Annotated in this window: 15 protein-coding genes and 1 tRNA gene; 12 read left to right on the top strand and 4 right to left on the bottom strand. The window is 59.8% G+C overall.

The annotated features are described in order from the left end of the window. Positions 1-127 precede the first annotated feature (127 nt). The gene (locus WDZ78_RS21865) at positions 128-1,069 is read left to right on the top strand and encodes a flagellin (RefSeq protein WP_020010416.1); all 942 of its coding nucleotides are present in this window, start codon (positions 128-130) and stop codon (positions 1,067-1,069) included. Positions 1,070-1,256: 187 nt separating this feature from the next. Here the strand turns inward: WDZ78_RS21865 and WDZ78_RS21860 are convergent. Beyond that, positions 1,257-1,331: transfer RNA gene (locus WDZ78_RS21860), tRNA-Thr, on the bottom strand. Positions 1,332-1,486: 155 nt separating this feature from the next. Here WDZ78_RS21860 and WDZ78_RS21855 point away from each other — a divergent pair. The 10 genes from WDZ78_RS21855 to WDZ78_RS21810 all read left to right on the top strand — a co-directional run bounded on the left by WDZ78_RS21855 (position 1,487) and on the right by WDZ78_RS21810 (position 8,335). Then, positions 1,487-1,753: a hypothetical protein gene (locus tag WDZ78_RS21855; protein ID WP_020010415.1), complete on the top strand. Its 267-nt coding sequence runs from the start codon at positions 1,487-1,489 to the stop codon at positions 1,751-1,753. A gap of 102 nt (positions 1,754-1,855) precedes the next feature. Beyond that, positions 1,856-3,148 (top strand): UDP-N-acetylglucosamine 1-carboxyvinyltransferase, encoded by a 1,293-nt coding sequence (murA, locus tag WDZ78_RS21850; protein WP_425674237.1) that lies wholly within the window; start codon positions 1,856-1,858, stop codon positions 3,146-3,148. A 114-nt stretch (positions 3,149-3,262) separates the two neighbouring features. After that, the gene (locus tag WDZ78_RS21845) at positions 3,263-3,703 is read left to right on the top strand and encodes a DUF2948 family protein (protein ID WP_020010413.1); all 441 of its coding nucleotides are present in this window, start codon (positions 3,263-3,265) and stop codon (positions 3,701-3,703) included. Between the two features lie 133 nt (positions 3,704-3,836). Next, the gene (hisD, locus tag WDZ78_RS21840; protein ID WP_425674236.1) at positions 3,837-5,135 is read left to right on the top strand and encodes a histidinol dehydrogenase; all 1,299 of its coding nucleotides are present in this window, start codon (positions 3,837-3,839) and stop codon (positions 5,133-5,135) included. 3 nt (positions 5,136-5,138) lie between these two features. Continuing rightward, positions 5,139-5,612, top strand: a complete 474-nt coding sequence (locus WDZ78_RS21835; protein WP_003503448.1) for a UPF0262 family protein — start codon at positions 5,139-5,141, stop codon at positions 5,610-5,612. Between the two features lie 2 nt (positions 5,613-5,614). Next, positions 5,615-6,103 carry a low molecular weight phosphatase family protein gene (locus WDZ78_RS21830; protein ID WP_425674235.1) on the top strand — a complete coding sequence of 163 codons (489 nt, stop codon included), beginning with the start codon at positions 5,615-5,617 and terminating at the stop codon, positions 6,101-6,103. Between the two features lie 143 nt (positions 6,104-6,246). Then, positions 6,247-6,465 carry a translation initiation factor IF-1 gene (gene infA, locus WDZ78_RS21825; RefSeq protein WP_003503453.1) on the top strand — a complete coding sequence of 73 codons (219 nt, stop codon included), beginning with the start codon at positions 6,247-6,249 and terminating at the stop codon, positions 6,463-6,465. 33 nt (positions 6,466-6,498) lie between these two features. Further along, positions 6,499-7,122 (top strand): Maf-like protein, encoded by a 624-nt coding sequence (locus WDZ78_RS21820; RefSeq protein ID WP_020010410.1) that lies wholly within the window; start codon positions 6,499-6,501, stop codon positions 7,120-7,122. A gap of 4 nt (positions 7,123-7,126) precedes the next feature. Continuing rightward, positions 7,127-7,351 carry a DNA gyrase inhibitor YacG gene (gene yacG, locus WDZ78_RS21815; RefSeq protein WP_020010409.1) on the top strand — a complete coding sequence of 75 codons (225 nt, stop codon included), beginning with the start codon at positions 7,127-7,129 and terminating at the stop codon, positions 7,349-7,351. Positions 7,352-7,498: 147 nt separating this feature from the next. Beyond that, positions 7,499-8,335 carry a DUF6030 family protein gene (locus WDZ78_RS21810; RefSeq protein WP_425674234.1) on the top strand — a complete coding sequence of 279 codons (837 nt, stop codon included), beginning with the start codon at positions 7,499-7,501 and terminating at the stop codon, positions 8,333-8,335. A gap of 12 nt (positions 8,336-8,347) precedes the next feature. Here WDZ78_RS21810 and galE read toward each other — a convergent pair whose 3' ends face one another. The 3 genes from galE to mscL form a co-directional block, all read right to left on the bottom strand. Continuing rightward, positions 8,348-9,379: a UDP-glucose 4-epimerase GalE gene (gene galE, locus WDZ78_RS21805; RefSeq protein WP_425674233.1), complete on the bottom strand. Its 1,032-nt coding sequence runs from the start codon at positions 9,377-9,379 to the stop codon at positions 8,348-8,350. Positions 9,380-9,707: 328 nt separating this feature from the next. Further along, positions 9,708-10,874 (bottom strand): pyridoxal phosphate-dependent aminotransferase, encoded by a 1,167-nt coding sequence (locus tag WDZ78_RS21800; RefSeq protein WP_060722889.1) that lies wholly within the window; start codon positions 10,872-10,874, stop codon positions 9,708-9,710. Positions 10,875-11,028: 154 nt separating this feature from the next. Then, on the bottom strand, positions 11,029-11,457 hold the full coding sequence (mscL, locus tag WDZ78_RS21795) for a large conductance mechanosensitive channel protein MscL (RefSeq protein WP_425674231.1): 429 nt from the start codon (positions 11,455-11,457) through the stop codon (positions 11,029-11,031). Between the two features lie 217 nt (positions 11,458-11,674). Here mscL and WDZ78_RS21790 point away from each other — a divergent pair, with 217 nt between their 5' ends. After that, on the top strand, positions 11,675-15,184 hold the full coding sequence (locus WDZ78_RS21790; protein ID WP_425674229.1) for a PAS domain-containing hybrid sensor histidine kinase/response regulator: 3,510 nt from the start codon (positions 11,675-11,677) through the stop codon (positions 15,182-15,184). The last annotated feature ends 101 nt before the right edge of the window (positions 15,185-15,285 follow it).

The raw sequence follows: 15,285 nt of genomic DNA, 5'->3' as shown, positions 1-15,285 counted from the left end.
CTAAATCAGCGCATCGAAACGACTCGTTAACCAAGACGAAAAAGAGGTTAACAGGCATCACGCCGCTCAGTCGTTTCCGGCGATCCCGGAATGTCCCTTCCCATTTAGCCAGCTCAGAGGGGCAATTATGACAAGTATTCTGACGAACACAGCCGCCATGTCGGCGCTTCAGACCTTGCGCGCAATCAGCGGCCAGCTCGAAGAAACACAATCAAGAGTATCTTCGGGTCTGCGGGTCAAGACTGCATCCGACAATGCTGCTTACTGGTCGATCGCGACGACGATGCGCTCCGACAACATGGCCCTTTCCGCGGTTCAGGATGCACTGGGCCTCGGCGCGGCAAAGATTGATGTCGCCTATTCCGCAATGGAAAGCTCGGTCGAAGTCGTCAAGGAAATCAAATCGAAGATCGTTGCCGCCACCGAAGAAGGTGTGGACAAGACCAAGATCCAGGAAGAGATCGACCAGCTGAAAAAGCAGCTTGAATCGATCGCGCAGGGCGCATCCTTCAGCGGCGAGAATTGGCTGCTGGGCACCGGCGCCAAGACTGTCGTTTCCGGCTTTGTTCGCGACGGCGGCGGCACTGTCAGCGTGACGAAAACGGACTATACGCTTGTCGATACCACTGCCGGCACGACAACCGCCAATGTGCTTTTCGGCCTGACCGGCTCACCCGCGACGCTCGACACCACGAGGGGCATCATCGGACAACCCGGAACAGCCTCCGGCATTTCCGTATGGGACATCGATCTCAAGCTGTTCGCTTCTGCAACGCCGCCGGCCTACACCATCGGTAATCTTCTCACCGATGTCGAAACCGCATTTCAATCCCTGAGCAGCGCTTCCGCCGCTCTCGGCTCGATCAAGATGCGCATCGGCCTTCAGGAAGACTTCGTGTCGAAGCTCACCGACTCCATCGACAGCGGCATCGGCCGCCTGGTGGATGCCGACATGAACGAAGAATCGACCCGCCTCAAGGCGCTGCAGACACAGCAGCAGCTGGGCATCCAGTCGCTCTCCATCGCCAATACCAGTTCCGAAAATATCCTGTCGCTATTCCGTCAGTAAGCGGCGCCCGATGGCTACGGGCGGTTTCGTCCCGCTCTGGCAGCAACAGAATATTCGGATATGGAAACCGCGCTTCGCAAGGGGCGCGGTTTTCCATTTGCGGCCGGCTGCGCGGCGCGGGCATGCATCAACCGCCGCATGTGAGCGGTGCAAACCGTTGCGTAAACATTTGAAATCGCGGGGAAAATGGTGCTGCTAGAGAGATTTGAACTCTCGGCCTCTCCCTTACCAAGGGAGTGCTCTACCCCTGAGCTATAGCAGCATCCGGCGCCGAAGCGTTTGCTTCAGCATCAAGCGTGGCGGCCTATTGCCATAGGTTTTTGACGAGCGCAAGTCGCAAAACGATATTCTTCATCAAGCGGGGCAAAAAAGCGTGCCCCCTGTTGAAAAATGCATTTTTCAGATATTGCTGAATCTATGAACGAACATCATGACAAACAGGCAAAGGCAGCGGTTTCCGCCGGCGCTTCTGCAGAAGCATCCGCCCCGGTGGCCGAGGGTAAGCCGCAGGCAGGGCCCGGCGAAAAGGCGCGGCAGCGCGAAGCGGAGCGCAAGGCGCGAGCGGCCAAGAAGCTTCGTGAAAATCTTTTGAAGCGCAAACAGCAGGTTCGTGCGCGCCGTGCCGGCGAAGAGGACGATACTATTGGCCTGCCTGCCGCAAAAACGGACGAATCATCCTCATAGAGAATTCATCAGCATAAAATTGAAACGCCGCGGAAATTCGTCTAAGGACGCGCCTTTCCGCAAGGCACTATAAGAAAGGCGGGCACAGGCCCGTAGGGACGCATGGATCGCATCAGAATTACGGGTGGCAACAAGCTAAACGGCATCATTCCCATCTCCGGCGCTAAAAACGCCGCCTTGCCGTTGATGATCGCATCGCTTCTGACCAGCGACACGCTGACGCTCGAAAACGTGCCGCATCTGGCTGACGTGGAGCAGCTCATCCGCATTCTCGGCAATCACGGCGTCGATATTTCCGTGAACGGCCGCCGCGAAAGCCAGGGCGAAGCCTATTCCCGCACCGTGCATTTCACCTGCCGCACCATTGTAGACACAACAGCGCCTTACGAGCTGGTTTCCAAGATGCGCGCGAGCTTCTGGGTCATCGGCCCGCTTCTGGCGCGCGAGGGCCGCGCCCGCGTTTCGCTGCCCGGCGGCTGCGCCATCGGCACGCGCCCGGTCGACCTGTTCATCGAGGGCCTTGAAGCACTCGGCGCGACGATGGAGATCGATGGCGGTTACATCAACGCCACCGCTCCCAAGGGCGGCCTGATCGGCGCCGTTTACACCTTCCCGAAAGTTTCCGTCGGCGCGACACATGTGATGCTGATGGCGGCAAGCCTTGCCCGCGGCACCACCGTTATCCACAACGCCGCGCGCGAGCCGGAAGTGGTCGATCTGGCCCAGTGCCTGACCGCCATGGGCGCGAAGATCGAAGGCGCTGGCACCTCCACCATCACCATTGAAGGCGTCACTTCGCTTTCCGGCGCGCGCCACCGGGTTCTGCCTGATCGCATCGAAACCGGCACCTATGCCATGGCGGTCGCCATGGCCGGCGGGGACGTGGTGCTGGAAGGCACACGCGCATCGCTGCTCGACAACGCGCTCGATACGCTACGGCTCGCAGGCGCTACCATCAGCGAGACGGAGACAGGCCTGCGCGTCGTGCGCAACGGCAATGGCATCCAGCCGGTCGATATCGTCACCGAGCCCTTCCCCGGCTTCCCCACCGACCTGCAGGCGCAGTTCATGGCGCTGATGACCCGGTCGCAGGGCGTCTCGCATATTACCGAAACCATTTTCGAAAACCGCTTCATGCATGTGCAGGAACTGGCCCGCCTCGGCGCGAAGATTTCGCTCTCCGGCCAGATGGCCCGCATCGAAGGCGTCTCCCGCCTGAAGGGTGCACCAGTGATGGCGACTGACCTTCGCGCTTCCGTCTCGCTGGTCATTGCCGGCCTCGTGGCGGAAGGTGAGACCATGGTTTCGCGCGTCTATCACCTCGATCGCGGCTTCGAACGCCTCGAAGAAAAGCTCACCCGCTGCGGTGCGCTGGTCGAACGCGTCAGCGATTGATCCTTTCATCGCCGCTCATCCGTTTTCTACCCGTTGCAGAGTGGGCCCGGACTGCCTATTTCCATTGTAAGTCATGGAAATAGCGGTCCGCACCGCAGAAGAAGGAAGAAAACGATGAGCGGCCTGAAATTGCTGGCGCTGGATACTGAAGATCTCTCCGTCATTTCGACGCATATGCAGGACAGCGTCTTCAAACTGAAGGACGTCGCCTTCGAACCGAAGCATGGCCAGTTCACGCTTTCCGCCAATCGTTTCGTCTGGGAAAGCGCTGAGAAAAAGAGCCTGCCGCCGGAACGCTGCCGCAGCATCGTTTTCCTGAAGCGGGTCTCCGCCGTCCGCTCGCACGGCATCAACCGCGCCGACAAGGAACAGGTGCTGTCGCTCCTCGCCATCCGCTTCGTGCAGAATGGCGAAGGGCCTGACGGCGCGGTGGAGCTGACGCTGTCCGGCGGCGGCGCCATCGCGCTTGATGTCGAATGCATCGAGGCGCAGCTGACCGATGTGAGCGGCGCCTGGGAAACCGCTACCAAACCACATCATCCCGACAGCGAATAAACGTCGCGAGCCTTCGCAACGGTTGCCTTTCCTTGCCGTTTCGATTTATGCCACATACCAGAGCCGCAATTCTTCTGCGGCAAGTTCGTGCACCTCGCGGGATTTCCCGCGGGGACAATGAAAGGGTAATGGCGTGGCAATCTGGCTGGAGCGGGCATCGGCTGATTTCGAACAGAAATTCGCTGCCTTCCTGACAACCAAGAGAGAAGTTTCCGAAGACGTCAACGCGACCGTTCGCGACATCATCAACGATGTCCGCCATCGCGGCGATGCGGCCCTTGCCCACTATTCCCAGAAATTCGACGGCATCGATTTCTCGAAAGTCCCGATGCGGGTGACAGCGGATGAGATCGATGCGGCCTTTGTCGCCGTCGACAGAAGCGTGATCGAGGCGCTTGAACTTGCTGCCCGGCGTATCGAAAAACACCATGCGCGGCAGATGCCGAAGGACGATATCTACGAGGACGATATCGGCGTCGGCCTCGGCTCGCGCTGGACCGCCATCGAAGCCGTGGGCCTTTATGTGCCCGGCGGCACGGCCAGCTACCCAAGCTCGGTGCTGATGAACGCCGTACCGGCCAAGGTTGCCGGTGTGGAACGTATCGTCATGGTCGTGCCGGCCAATGGCGGCGCGGTCAACCCGGCGGTGCTGGCTGCGGCGCGTATTGCCGGCGTCGAGGAGATCTATCGTATCGGCGGCGCGCAGGCCGTGGCAGCGCTTGCCTATGGTACGGAAACCATCGCGCCGGTCGCCAAGATCGTCGGCCCCGGCAATGCCTATGTGGCCGCCGCAAAGCGCCAGGTCTTCGGCACTGTCGGCATCGACATGATTGCCGGCCCTTCCGAAGTGCTTGTCATTGCCGACAAGGACAATGATCCGGACTGGCTGGCCGCCGACCTTCTCGCCCAGGCGGAGCACGATCGCGGCGCGCAATCCATCCTGATCACCGACAATGCCGAACTCGGCAAGGCGGTTGAGGCCGCTGTCGAGCGGCAGCTGAAGCGTCTGTCGCGCTCCGAGACGGCGGCGGCAAGCTGGGCGGATTTCGGCGCGGTCATTCTGGTCGAAAAACTCACCGACGCCATTCCGCTGGCCAACCGCATCGCCGCCGAGCATCTGGAACTTGCCGTCGATGATCCGGATGCGCTGATGGCCCACATCCGCAATGCGGGTGCGATCTTCGTCGGACGCCATACGCCGGAGGTGATCGGCGATTATGTCGGCGGCTCCAACCATGTTCTTCCGACGGCCCGCTCGGCGCGCTTCTCCTCCGGCCTTTCGGTGCTGGATTTCGTCAAGCGCACCTCGATCCTGCGGCTTGGCCCCGAGCAGCTGCGCCAGCTTGCGCCGGCAGCGATTACCCTTGCCCGCTCCGAGGGGCTGGACGCACATGCGCGTTCGGTCTCCATTCGCCTCAATCCGGAAAGTTAAGAGATGGCTTCAGGCGATTTCCGGCTCTGCGACGTGGTACTGGACGACAGCATCGGCCGGTCCACGCCCGACGTGGAGCATGAACGCGCCGTCGCCATCTTCGATCTGATCGAAGAAAACACCTTTGAGCCGCTTGGCCATGCCGGCGGGCCATACCGGCTGCATATTTCGCTGGTCGACGCCAAGCTGGTTTTCTCGATCAGAACGGAAGACGAGAAGGATGTCGCGATCCATATCCTGTCGCTGACGCCATTCCGCCGCATCATCAAGGACTATTTCCTGATCTGCGAAAGCTATTACGAGGCTATCCGCTCCTCCACGCCGAGCCAGATCGAGGCGATCGACATGGGCCGGCGCGGCATTCACAATGACGGCTCGCAGACGTTGATGGATCGGCTTTCCGGCAAGATAAAGGTGGATTTCGACACGGCGCGCCGCCTCTTCACCCTTGTCTGCGTGCTTTATTGGCGGGGTTAGAGATGAGCGATCCTGCCGCAGCACCAAACGAGGGACGAGCGCCCAAATCGGTCCTCTTCATGTGCGGCATGAACTCCATTCGCTCCCCCATGGCGGAGGTCATCGCCAAACGGCTGGTGGCGCCCGGCATCTATATACAGTCGGCAGGCGTGCGGGCCGGCGAGCGCGATCCTTTCGTGGATGCCGTACTGGAAGAGCAGGGATTTTCGCTCGGCAAGCACAAGCCGCGCACTCTGGACGAGATCGAGGATGATTTTTTCGATCTGATCATTACATTGACACCCGAAGCCCATCACGCCGCACTGGAACTGACGCGCTCGAATTCGCTCGACGTGGTCTATTGGCCGACCATGGACCCGACGGTGATCACGGGCACGCGCGAGCAAATCCTCGAAGCCTATCGCGAAGTGCGGGACCATCTGGCAAAGCTGATCTCGGAACGACTGCCGAGGCGGCAGCAGCCGGTGGCGGATACGCTTTCAAAAGACTGAAAAATGCCTCGGCCTGTTAAAATCAATCGCGATTTTCAAGCCGATGCTTTAGAGGTTCACAAATGTGCCGGGATTGTGTAGTTTCCGCGCAATTTTCCCGGACTCGATATGTCCGGCACTATCAACAGGAAGAAAACCCTTACATGACAAAAGAAGAAGTCCTTGAATTCCCGGGCATCGTAACCGAATTGCTGCCGAACGCAACATTCCGCGTGAAGCTTGAGAACGACCACGAAATCATCGCCCACACGGCGGGCCGCATGCGCAAGAACCGTATCCGCGTTCTCGCCGGCGACAAGGTGCTGGTTGAAATGACGCCTTACGACCTCACCAAGGGCCGCATCACCTATCGCTTCAAGTAATCCACGTTCCGCAACGGACGCCCGGGCAGCGCAATGACCAATTCAAAACAAAAGCTCGTTCTGGCATCCGGCTCGCCGCGGCGTCTGGAATTGCTGCATCAGATCGGTATCGAACCGGCACGTCTGATGCCGATGGATATCGACGAGACCCCGGCCAAGCTTGAGCATCCGCGCACGCTCTGCCGTCGTCTGTCATTGCAGAAGGCGGAAGCCGCGCAGGCGGCGCTGAAGAACGAACAGGCGTGGAAAGACGCCTATGTTCTTGGGTCCGATACCGTGGTCGCCGTTGGTCGCCGCATCGTCGGCAAGGCCGAATATACGGAAGAGGCCTCGGCGGCGCTGCATCTTCTTTCGGGACGCAGCCATTGGGTCTATACCGGCATCTGCCTCGTCACCCCCGGCGGCAAAATCCGTCAGAAGGTGGCGGAGACAAAGGTGCGTTTCAAGCGCCTCTCCACGCGCGAAATCGAGGCTTACATTGCCTCCGGGCAATGGCGCGGCAAGGCGGGAGCCTATGGCATCCAGGGCATCGCCGGCGCATTCGTGCAGAAGCTGACCGGTTCTTATACCAATGTCGTCGGCCTGCCGCTTTATGAGACCATGTCGCTTCTTTCCGGAGAAGGATTTGAGGTGACTTCGGGCTGGCTCGAAGGATAGGCCCATGGCAAAATCTCCTGAAGGCGCTGGAAATGTCACGCCGCTTCGCAAATCCCAGCCCTGCCCTGAATGTGGCCGGCCCTCGACACGGGAAGACTATCCTTTCTGTTCGGATCGCTGCCGCTCGCTTGATCTCGCCCGCTGGCTGAACGGCTCCTACGCCATTCCGGTCGCAGACGATGAAAGCAGCGCCGGTGGACAGGACACGGCCAAGAACAACGGCGAATAAGACCTGCACCGCCGGAAACTTCGGCGGTGAATTGCATAAGATTTTCAGAGCCTCCGCTCCCACCATATATTCACCGGGCTGCCGACAGCCCGAAAAGCCATATCAGAACCGGCTGACGCCTTTCCGCCAGCCCCTTAAGGTCTTGCGATGGACGCAGGCTTGCAGAAAAGAGTGAGCTCCGGCGCGCTGCTGTTTGCGGTGCTGGCCGTTTGCCTTGCCATCGGGGCGACGGTGCTGCTGGCCAATGACGGGAAACACCTCAAAAGCCTGCTGATTTATCTCAATCTGGCATCCGCCACAGGCTCCGTGGAACCAACGCCGAAGATGAAGCCTGTCAAACGGCGGAAACCGGTTGCCCCAAAAGTCTCTCTGCCGCCCCATCTGCTGAAATTCGAGCAAGCGGGCGACAGGGCATCTTTCGCCCGCGATTTCGTTCTTTCCGGCAAGGAGCTTTGCGACCGCATTACTGCCGCAGGTTTTTCCAACCTACAGGGCTGGCACGCAAGCCAGATCAACATCCGCAATTTCGAGTGCATGGCCGATCTTACGGCCGGGAACGCGGCAGGCCCGACGGAGCGGGCGTCGCTCTTTCTCGAGATCAGGGGCGAGGCGTCCGGCGAAGTGCGCTCCATCAGGATGAAGGCCGTTGCGCCGAAGACGCCGGATGGTGCTGCCATTCTGACAAAACTCGATGAAACACTCACCATGATCGTCGAACAAACCCGCTGGGCTGATCTGGCGAACATGCTTGAGTCGGCACGGCGGATGCAACCCTATCAGGCACAACATTTCGGTATTTCGGTTTCCATAAAGCCGGAGCCGACGGCGCCGCATCGCCTGAACGTGATTTTGCTCGCAAGCGAACAATCGCCGGGGTTGAAACTGACACGCAGCTTCTTTGACCGGGATCGCTGGCTTCGACCAGCCGCCCCGCTGGATCGGCCGATCCTTTATCCTTCCGTCAGGAAAGACCGTTTTCGGTAAAGCAAAGTCCGCTCAGCCTATTGCCGCCAGCTTGCGCCGCACCGGCGGAATCCTGTCGCTTTGCTGGGCCTGGCGTTTGGCCTCCCACTGGAGCGCAGTGCGAACGATGGTCACCAGATCGTTGAAGCGAGGACGCCAGCCCAGCTCCGACTGGATGCGCGCCGAATCCGCCACCATGGCCGCAATATCGCCCGGGCGACGCGGACAATGGATGATCGGGAAATCGCACCCCGATTCCTGCTGCACGGCCTGCAGGACATCAAGAACCGAATAACCAACGCCATAACCGCAATTGAGCGTGCGTGTGCCGCCGCCGGCGCGCAGATGCGCCATGGCCAGCATATGCGCGTCGATCAGGTCGCTGACATGAATATAATCGCGAACGCCGGTGCCATCCGCGGTCGGGTAATCCGTTCCGTAGACTTCCACCCGGTCGCGGCGACCGGTAGCAGCTTCACAGGCGACCTTGATGAGGTTTGCCACACCCGTGGGAGATGGCCCGGCGCGCCCCTGCGGGTCGGCTCCGGCGACGTTGAAATACCGCAACGCCACGTAATTGAAGTCATGCGCCTGCACGACATCGCGCAGCATGATTTCGGAGGCGAGCTTCGACAGGCCGTAGGGGTTTTCAGGGCTGAGGATCGCGGTTTCGGGAACCGGGTCATCAAAGGGCTGGTTTCCATAGACGGCGGCTGTCGACGAGAAGATGAAATTGCGAATACCGTGGCCGACTGCCGCCGCAACGAGGGCGCGGGTCGTGCCCGTGTTGTTTTCGTAATATTCGAGCGGCTGGCTGATCGATTCAGGAACGCTGACGGAGCCCGCGAAATGGAAGATGGTCTCGATCTGGTTTTCTTCGAAAATCTGGTCGAGCAAGGCGCGATCCGCCGCATCGCCGAGATAAAAACGCGCCGCCGGCGCGACCGCCCAGCGCGACCCCGTCGAAAGCCGGTCGACAACAACGACCTCTTCCCCGGCATCGAGCAAAGCCCACACCATGTGGCTTCCTATATAGCCGGCCCCACCCGTGACCAGAACAGCCATGACACTACTTCCCTGTTTGCTTTTCTTGAGCCCATCAAAGCCAATAATTCTTCATCATTGATTACTTGCACAGCGAATACGCGGCCGAACCCCCGCCCCATTAAAAAGGTGGCTTACGATTGGTTAGCGCAATGAGGTGCTTTTTATTTATTAGATGAAAATGTTCTCATAAATGGAACAAGGAGCGCATATCACAGAAAATCCGCCACGTCGATGGTTGCGCCGTGGGGTTGCAGTTTTAGGTCTTCGCTGTGATTTTGTTGCCGATTTCCCTACCGCAGCGCGATCCCGGCGCGGCAGGGGAAACCATTATACGCAAAGGCGACGCTTACCTGCCGAGGATATAGGATGCCAGCCGCTCGGCCGCATCTTCTATCTGCCTTGGGTTGCGAAGGAAACAGGCACGGAGAAACAGCTCCCCTCCCGGGCCGAAGGCCGTGCCGGGCGCAAGGCCGACCCCTGTTTTGTCGACGATATCGAGCGCCGTGGCCCGGCTGTCCGTCACGCCGTCTATCTTGAGAAAGGCATAGAGAGCGCCGTCGGGTTTCAGGGTTTCCACACGGTTCGTCGCGATGAGCGCATCGCAGAGAATGTCACGGGATGTCAGAGCGCGCTCGTAATTCTCGCGGACGAAACCATCACCGTGATCAAGGGCGGCGACTGCGCCGCGCTGCATGAACTGCGCCACGCCCGAGGTGGAATATTGAATGAGGTTTTCGATGACCTGACCGATGGCCGGCGGGGCGACAAGCCAGCCGACACGCCAGCCGGTCATTGACCAGTTCTTCGAAAAGGAATTGGCGAAAACGATCTTGTCATCCGGCTCCATGACGTCGAGGAAGGATGGCGCACGGCTGCCGGAATAATGATAAAGCGCATAAATCTCGTCGGCGACGATCCACAGATCGTGTTTGCGGGCGAGCGCCAGAACATCACGAAGATTATCGAGCGTCGCCGTCCATCCGGTCGGGTTGGAGGGCGTATTGATGAAAAGCGCCTTCGTCTTGCCGGTGATCGCGCTTTCCAGCCTGTTGATATCGAGATCCCAGCGGCCGTCGCGGAAATCGATACCGACCGGAACCGCCTTCGCGCCTGCCACGCCGATGGCGGCGACGATATTCGGCCATGTCGGCGACAGATAGACCATTTCGTCACCAGGCGAGGTCAGCGCCTGCACGGCGAGCACGATCGCCTGCATGCCGGAACCGGTAGCGTAAAAATGCTCCGGCGGCAGCGACGCCGCGAAATGGCGTTCGTAATAACGGCTCAGCGCCTGGCGCAATTCGGGAATGCCACGCTGCCAGGTATAGAAGGTCTCGCCGTTGTTCAGCCCATCGATGGCGGCCTGATTGATGAAGTCCGGGCTCGGCAGATCACCTTCGCCGACCCAGAGCGGCAGGAGATTGTCCCGCCCCCGGGCATAATTCACGACTTCGACAATGCCGCTCTCGGGAGCCGCCAGAGAGCGCGCACTCAGACTGTTCAAAATGGACATTAAAGACACTCCGTTTGGTGCCTTCTTATCGCATCGAACCAGCCATGTGCATGATATTCCGTGAGGCGATCATGGATTTTCTTTATGGATCATCCCCGGCAGGAGACCGCCGGCCGCGCGGGCCGGCAAATCAGGCCGGGGACAATGCCGGCAATCAACGCGTCTTCAGCAGATCGCGGATTTCGGTGAGGAGCTTGACATCTTCCGGCAGCGGAGCTGCTTCCGCTTTTTCCTCAACCTTCTTGCGCTCAACCGAATCGCGCAGCTTGTTGACGCCCTTGACCATCAGGAAAATGATCCAGGCCAGGATAAGGAAGTTGATGAGAACCGTCAGAAAGCTGCCATAAGCGAAGACGGCGCCCTGATCGCGGGCGGCGGCGAGCGAAGTGGCGGTGACGCCGGAACTCAGCGGCAGGAAGTAGTTCGAAAAATCGAACCCGCCGAAGATTGCGCCGACGATCGGCATGATGAGATCGTTGACGACGGAGTCGACGATCTTGCTGAAAGCTGCACCGATAATAACACCCACGGCCAGATCCATGACATTGCCGCGGGCAATGAAGGTTTTAAATTCGTTAAGCATTCAGATTGTCCCTCTCTCCTGCTTCGCGAGCTGAAGCTATGTGACTGTCCCTACGCGCTCAACCATATAGGGTCCGGGCATCATTTGGAATCCGCGGGATTGCATTTATTAGCTTTTTTGCACGCGCGCCTTGAACTTTATGATCAGACCGCGCTCATTCTCAACGGCCCGGAATTCGCCTATGCTGATATGAGGGAACTCTTGCATGGGAGGATGCGTGCTTCCTGGGTGGATCATATTCGGTTCGGCCTTCGCTTATGTCCTGCTGCTGTTTGCTGTCGCGAGCTACGGGGACCGGAAAAGCCGTGGAAGAAACGCCCCGAAAAAGGGGCGTCCGTTCGTCTATGCGCTCAGCCTGGCAATCTATTGCACCTCCTGGACCTATTTCGGCGGTGTGGGGCTCGCGGCAGACAGGGGGCTGGAATTTCTCGGCATCTATACGGGGCCGATCCTTGCCTTCACGATCGGCATGCCGATCATCCGCCGCATCGTTGAACTGGCGAAAACGGAAAAACTGACTTCCGTTGCGGATTTCATCGCCGCCCGATATGGCAAGAATTCCACCGTGGCGATGATCGTCGCCATCATCGCGCTCGTCGGCGCCATTCCCTATATCGCGCTGCAGCTGAAAGCCGTTTCCAGCTCGGTGGCGACGATGGTCGATCCCGGCGATTACGGGATTGGCAGCGGCAATCTTTATTTCCTTGATCTGCCGCTGGTCGTCACCATCGTCATGGCCGGGTTTGCCGTCATGTTCGGCACCCGCCACACCGATGCCACCGAACATCAGGACGGGCTTATTCTGGCGATTTCGATGGAATCGCTGGTCAAGCTCGTCGCCATGTGCACCGTCGGCTTTTACGTGCTCTTCGTCCTTTTCGACGGGCCCGCGCATCTGTGGCGGCTTGCCACGGACAATGAGCAGGCCATGCGGGCCATCTCCTATCACACGCCCATCAGCCGCTGGATCGTAATGACGCTGCTCTCCGGTTTCGCCATCATCCTGCTGCCGCGCCAGTTCCACGTCACCGTGGTGGAGAACCGCACGCCGGAAGAGCTGCGCATGGCGGGGTTCCTGCTGCCGCTCTACCTGATCGCGATCAACATCTTCGTGCTGCCGATCGCGCTTGCCGGCATTCTGACGCTCGGCGCCAATGGCGACGCCGATCTCTACGTGCTGCAATTGCCGCTCAATCATCAGATGCCGGTCGTGTCGCTGATCACCTTCATCGGCGGCTTTTCGGCGGCGACCGCTATGGTGATCGTCGCTTCGGTGGCGCTGTCGATCATGATTTCCAATGATATCGTCATGCCGATCTTCCTGCGGCAAAAGCTGTTGAACCGCTCGCCGCACCGGGACGACTTCGCCAAGACGCTGCTCAACATCCGTCGAACGGCGATCTTTGCCGTGCTGCTGCTGGGTTATGGCTATTATCGCGCCGCCGATAGCGCCACGGGCCTTGCCTCCATCGGCCTTCTGGCGTTCGCCGCCATTGCGCAGATGGCCCCTGCCCTTTTCGGCGGGCTGTTCTGGCGGCGCGCCAATGCCCGCGGCGCGATCGCGGGGCTGAGTTCGGGTTTCTTCGTCTGGGCCTATCTGCTGTTCCTGCCCAGCTTCGGCGGGCCTGATAATTCCGAGGTGGCAGCCAATATTCTCGGTTTCCTGTTTTCCGGCAGCACGGTATTCAATGGGCCGGAAGCCGACCCATTCGTGAATGCGGTCATTCTCAGCCTGCTCGTCAACAGCCTCGCCTTCGTGCTCGGCTCGCTTTCGCGCAATCCGAGGCCGGTGGAGCGCATCCAGTCCGGCATCTTCGTCAAGCGCCACTCGAAATCGCAATTCGCCACCCGCGGCTGGAAAACCCGCGTCAGCGTCGGTGACCTCAAAAGCGCGGTCGCCCGTTATCTCGGCGAGGAGCGCATGCTGCGGTCACTCGCGACCTATGAAAAGACGGCGGGCAGGAAGCTCAATGACGACCAGCCGGCGGACATGGCGCTGATCCATTTCTCCGAACAGCTGCTGGGCAGCGCCATCGGCTCCTCCTCCGCCCGCCTGGTGCTTTCGATCATTCTTCAAAAGGCGGAAGATACCAGCGCGGACACGGCATGGCTGCTCGATCAGGCAAGCGAGGCCCTGCAATATAATCAGGACATGCTGCAGACCGCGCTCGCCCAGATGGATCAGGGCATTGCGGTTTTCGACAGTTCGCAGCAGCTGACCATCTGGAACCGGCGCTTCCGCACCCTTCTGGATTTGCCCGAGCAATTCGGGCAGGTCGGCGTACCGCTCACGGATATCGTTTCGATGCTGCAGGAACGCGGCGACATGCCTGATGGCGACACGAATGAGCTGATTACCAGCTTCCTGACCATGGACCTGCCCTTCTCGCTGGTGCTGGCGGGCGGGGAGCGCATCATCGAAGTGCGCTCCAACACCATGCCGGACAAGGGCATCGTCGCCACCTTCACCGATATCACCCAGCGTGTTGCGAGCGATCAGGCGCTGAAACAGGCAAACGAAACGCTGGAGCAGCGCGTGGCGGAGCGAACAGTGGAGCTTACCCGCGTCAATCGCGAACTGGCGGAAGCGAGAGCCTCCGCCGACGAGGCGAATATCGGCAAGACACGCTTTTTCGCCGCCGCCGGTCATGACATTCTCCAACCCCTGAACGCCGCCCGCCTCTATTCCTCCTCGCTGGTCGAACGGCTTGGCGCTTCTGGCGAAAGCGATCTCGTCCACAATATCGATTCGGCGCTGGAATCGGTGGAGACCATTCTCGGTGCGGTCCTCGATATTTCCCGTCTCGACACCGGCTCTATGAAGGCGCGCATGACATCCGTGCCGCTGAATGAGTTGCTGAAACGCATCGAGACCGATTTCGCACCGATGGCGCAGGAGAAGAACCTGGACCTCGTGGTCATGCCAACCTCGCTGACCGTCCGCTCCGACCCCAACCTCCTGCGGCGCCTGATACAGAATCTCGTTTCCAACGCCATTAAATATACGCTGAAGGGCAAGGTGGTCGTCGGTGCGCGCCGACGGGGCGGTGAAGTCGTCATTCAGGTGACTGATTCCGGTATCGGCATCCCCTCATCTAAATTTCGCACCGTCTTCAAGGAATTCGCCCGGCTGGACGAAGGTGCAAGAACGGCATCCGGCCTCGGGCTCGGCCTTTCCATCGTCGACCGGCTGTCGCGCATGCTGCACCATCCGGTGCAGCTGATCTCCACCCCCGGAAAAGGCACGACCTTCCGCATCCATCTGCCGCGCGAGGCGGATCGCCTCGTGCCGGCCAAAGCCGTTGGCGGGATAACCAGTCCCGCAGCCAGCGACCGCCTTCAGGGCGTCCGGGTGCTCTGCATCGACAACGAGCCGAAAATCCTCGAGGGCATGACGCTACTGCTGACGGGATGGGGCTGCGAGGTGTTGCCCGCAGGTTCCGTGGCGACGCTGGAGGAACCCTTCCTTACCTTGACCGCAGCGCCCGACGTCATCGTCGCCGATTATCATCTGGACGATGGCGACGGCATCAGCGCCATCCGCCTCATCAGGACATTTTACGGCAAGACGATCCCTGCGCTGCTTGTGACGGCGGATCGCAGCCCGGAAGTGCGCAGCGATGCCGAAAAATATGGAATTTCGGTTCAGCACAAACCGGTCAAACCGGCGGCGCTGCGGGCCTATATCAACCAGATATCCAGTAAGGTAAGGGCAGCGGCCGAATAAAAACTCCCGGACCTTGCGATCCGGGAGCGGTATTGACCTTCAAAAAAACAGACCTATCAGGCCGCCTGATTGTACCGATCCCTGCCGGTCGCCGAACCCTG

This window comes from Agrobacterium sp. M50-1 (assembly GCF_049843495.1).
Taxonomy (GTDB): Bacteria; Pseudomonadota; Alphaproteobacteria; order Rhizobiales; family Rhizobiaceae; genus Agrobacterium; species Agrobacterium radiobacter.
This window is presented reverse-complemented; position numbering and strand designations above follow the sequence as displayed.

Bases quoted from the DNA above. Each gene is read 5' to 3' on its own strand.
- WDZ78_RS21865 (WP_020010416.1), top strand. From the start codon at position 128: ATGACAAGTATTCTGACGAACACAGCCGCCATGTCGGCGCTTCAGACC.
- WDZ78_RS21855 (WP_020010415.1), top strand. From the start codon at position 1,487: ATGAACGAACATCATGACAAACAGGCAAAGGCAGCGGTTTCCGCCGGC.
- murA (WP_425674237.1), top strand. From the start codon at position 1,856: ATGGATCGCATCAGAATTACGGGTGGCAACAAGCTAAACGGCATCATT.
- WDZ78_RS21845 (WP_020010413.1), top strand. From the start codon at position 3,263: ATGAGCGGCCTGAAATTGCTGGCGCTGGATACTGAAGATCTCTCCGTC.
- WDZ78_RS21835 (WP_003503448.1), top strand. From the start codon at position 5,139: ATGGCTTCAGGCGATTTCCGGCTCTGCGACGTGGTACTGGACGACAGC.
- WDZ78_RS21830 (WP_425674235.1), top strand. From the start codon at position 5,615: ATGAGCGATCCTGCCGCAGCACCAAACGAGGGACGAGCGCCCAAATCG.
- infA (WP_003503453.1), top strand. From the start codon at position 6,247: ATGACAAAAGAAGAAGTCCTTGAATTCCCGGGCATCGTAACCGAATTG.
- WDZ78_RS21820 (WP_020010410.1), top strand. From the start codon at position 6,499: ATGACCAATTCAAAACAAAAGCTCGTTCTGGCATCCGGCTCGCCGCGG.
- yacG (WP_020010409.1), top strand. From the start codon at position 7,127: ATGGCAAAATCTCCTGAAGGCGCTGGAAATGTCACGCCGCTTCGCAAA.
- WDZ78_RS21810 (WP_425674234.1), top strand. From the start codon at position 7,499: ATGGACGCAGGCTTGCAGAAAAGAGTGAGCTCCGGCGCGCTGCTGTTT.
- galE (WP_425674233.1), bottom strand. From the start codon at position 9,379: ATGGCTGTTCTGGTCACGGGTGGGGCCGGCTATATAGGAAGCCACATG.
- WDZ78_RS21800 (WP_060722889.1), bottom strand. From the start codon at position 10,874: ATGTCCATTTTGAACAGTCTGAGTGCGCGCTCTCTGGCGGCTCCCGAG.
- mscL (WP_425674231.1), bottom strand. From the start codon at position 11,457: ATGCTTAACGAATTTAAAACCTTCATTGCCCGCGGCAATGTCATGGAT.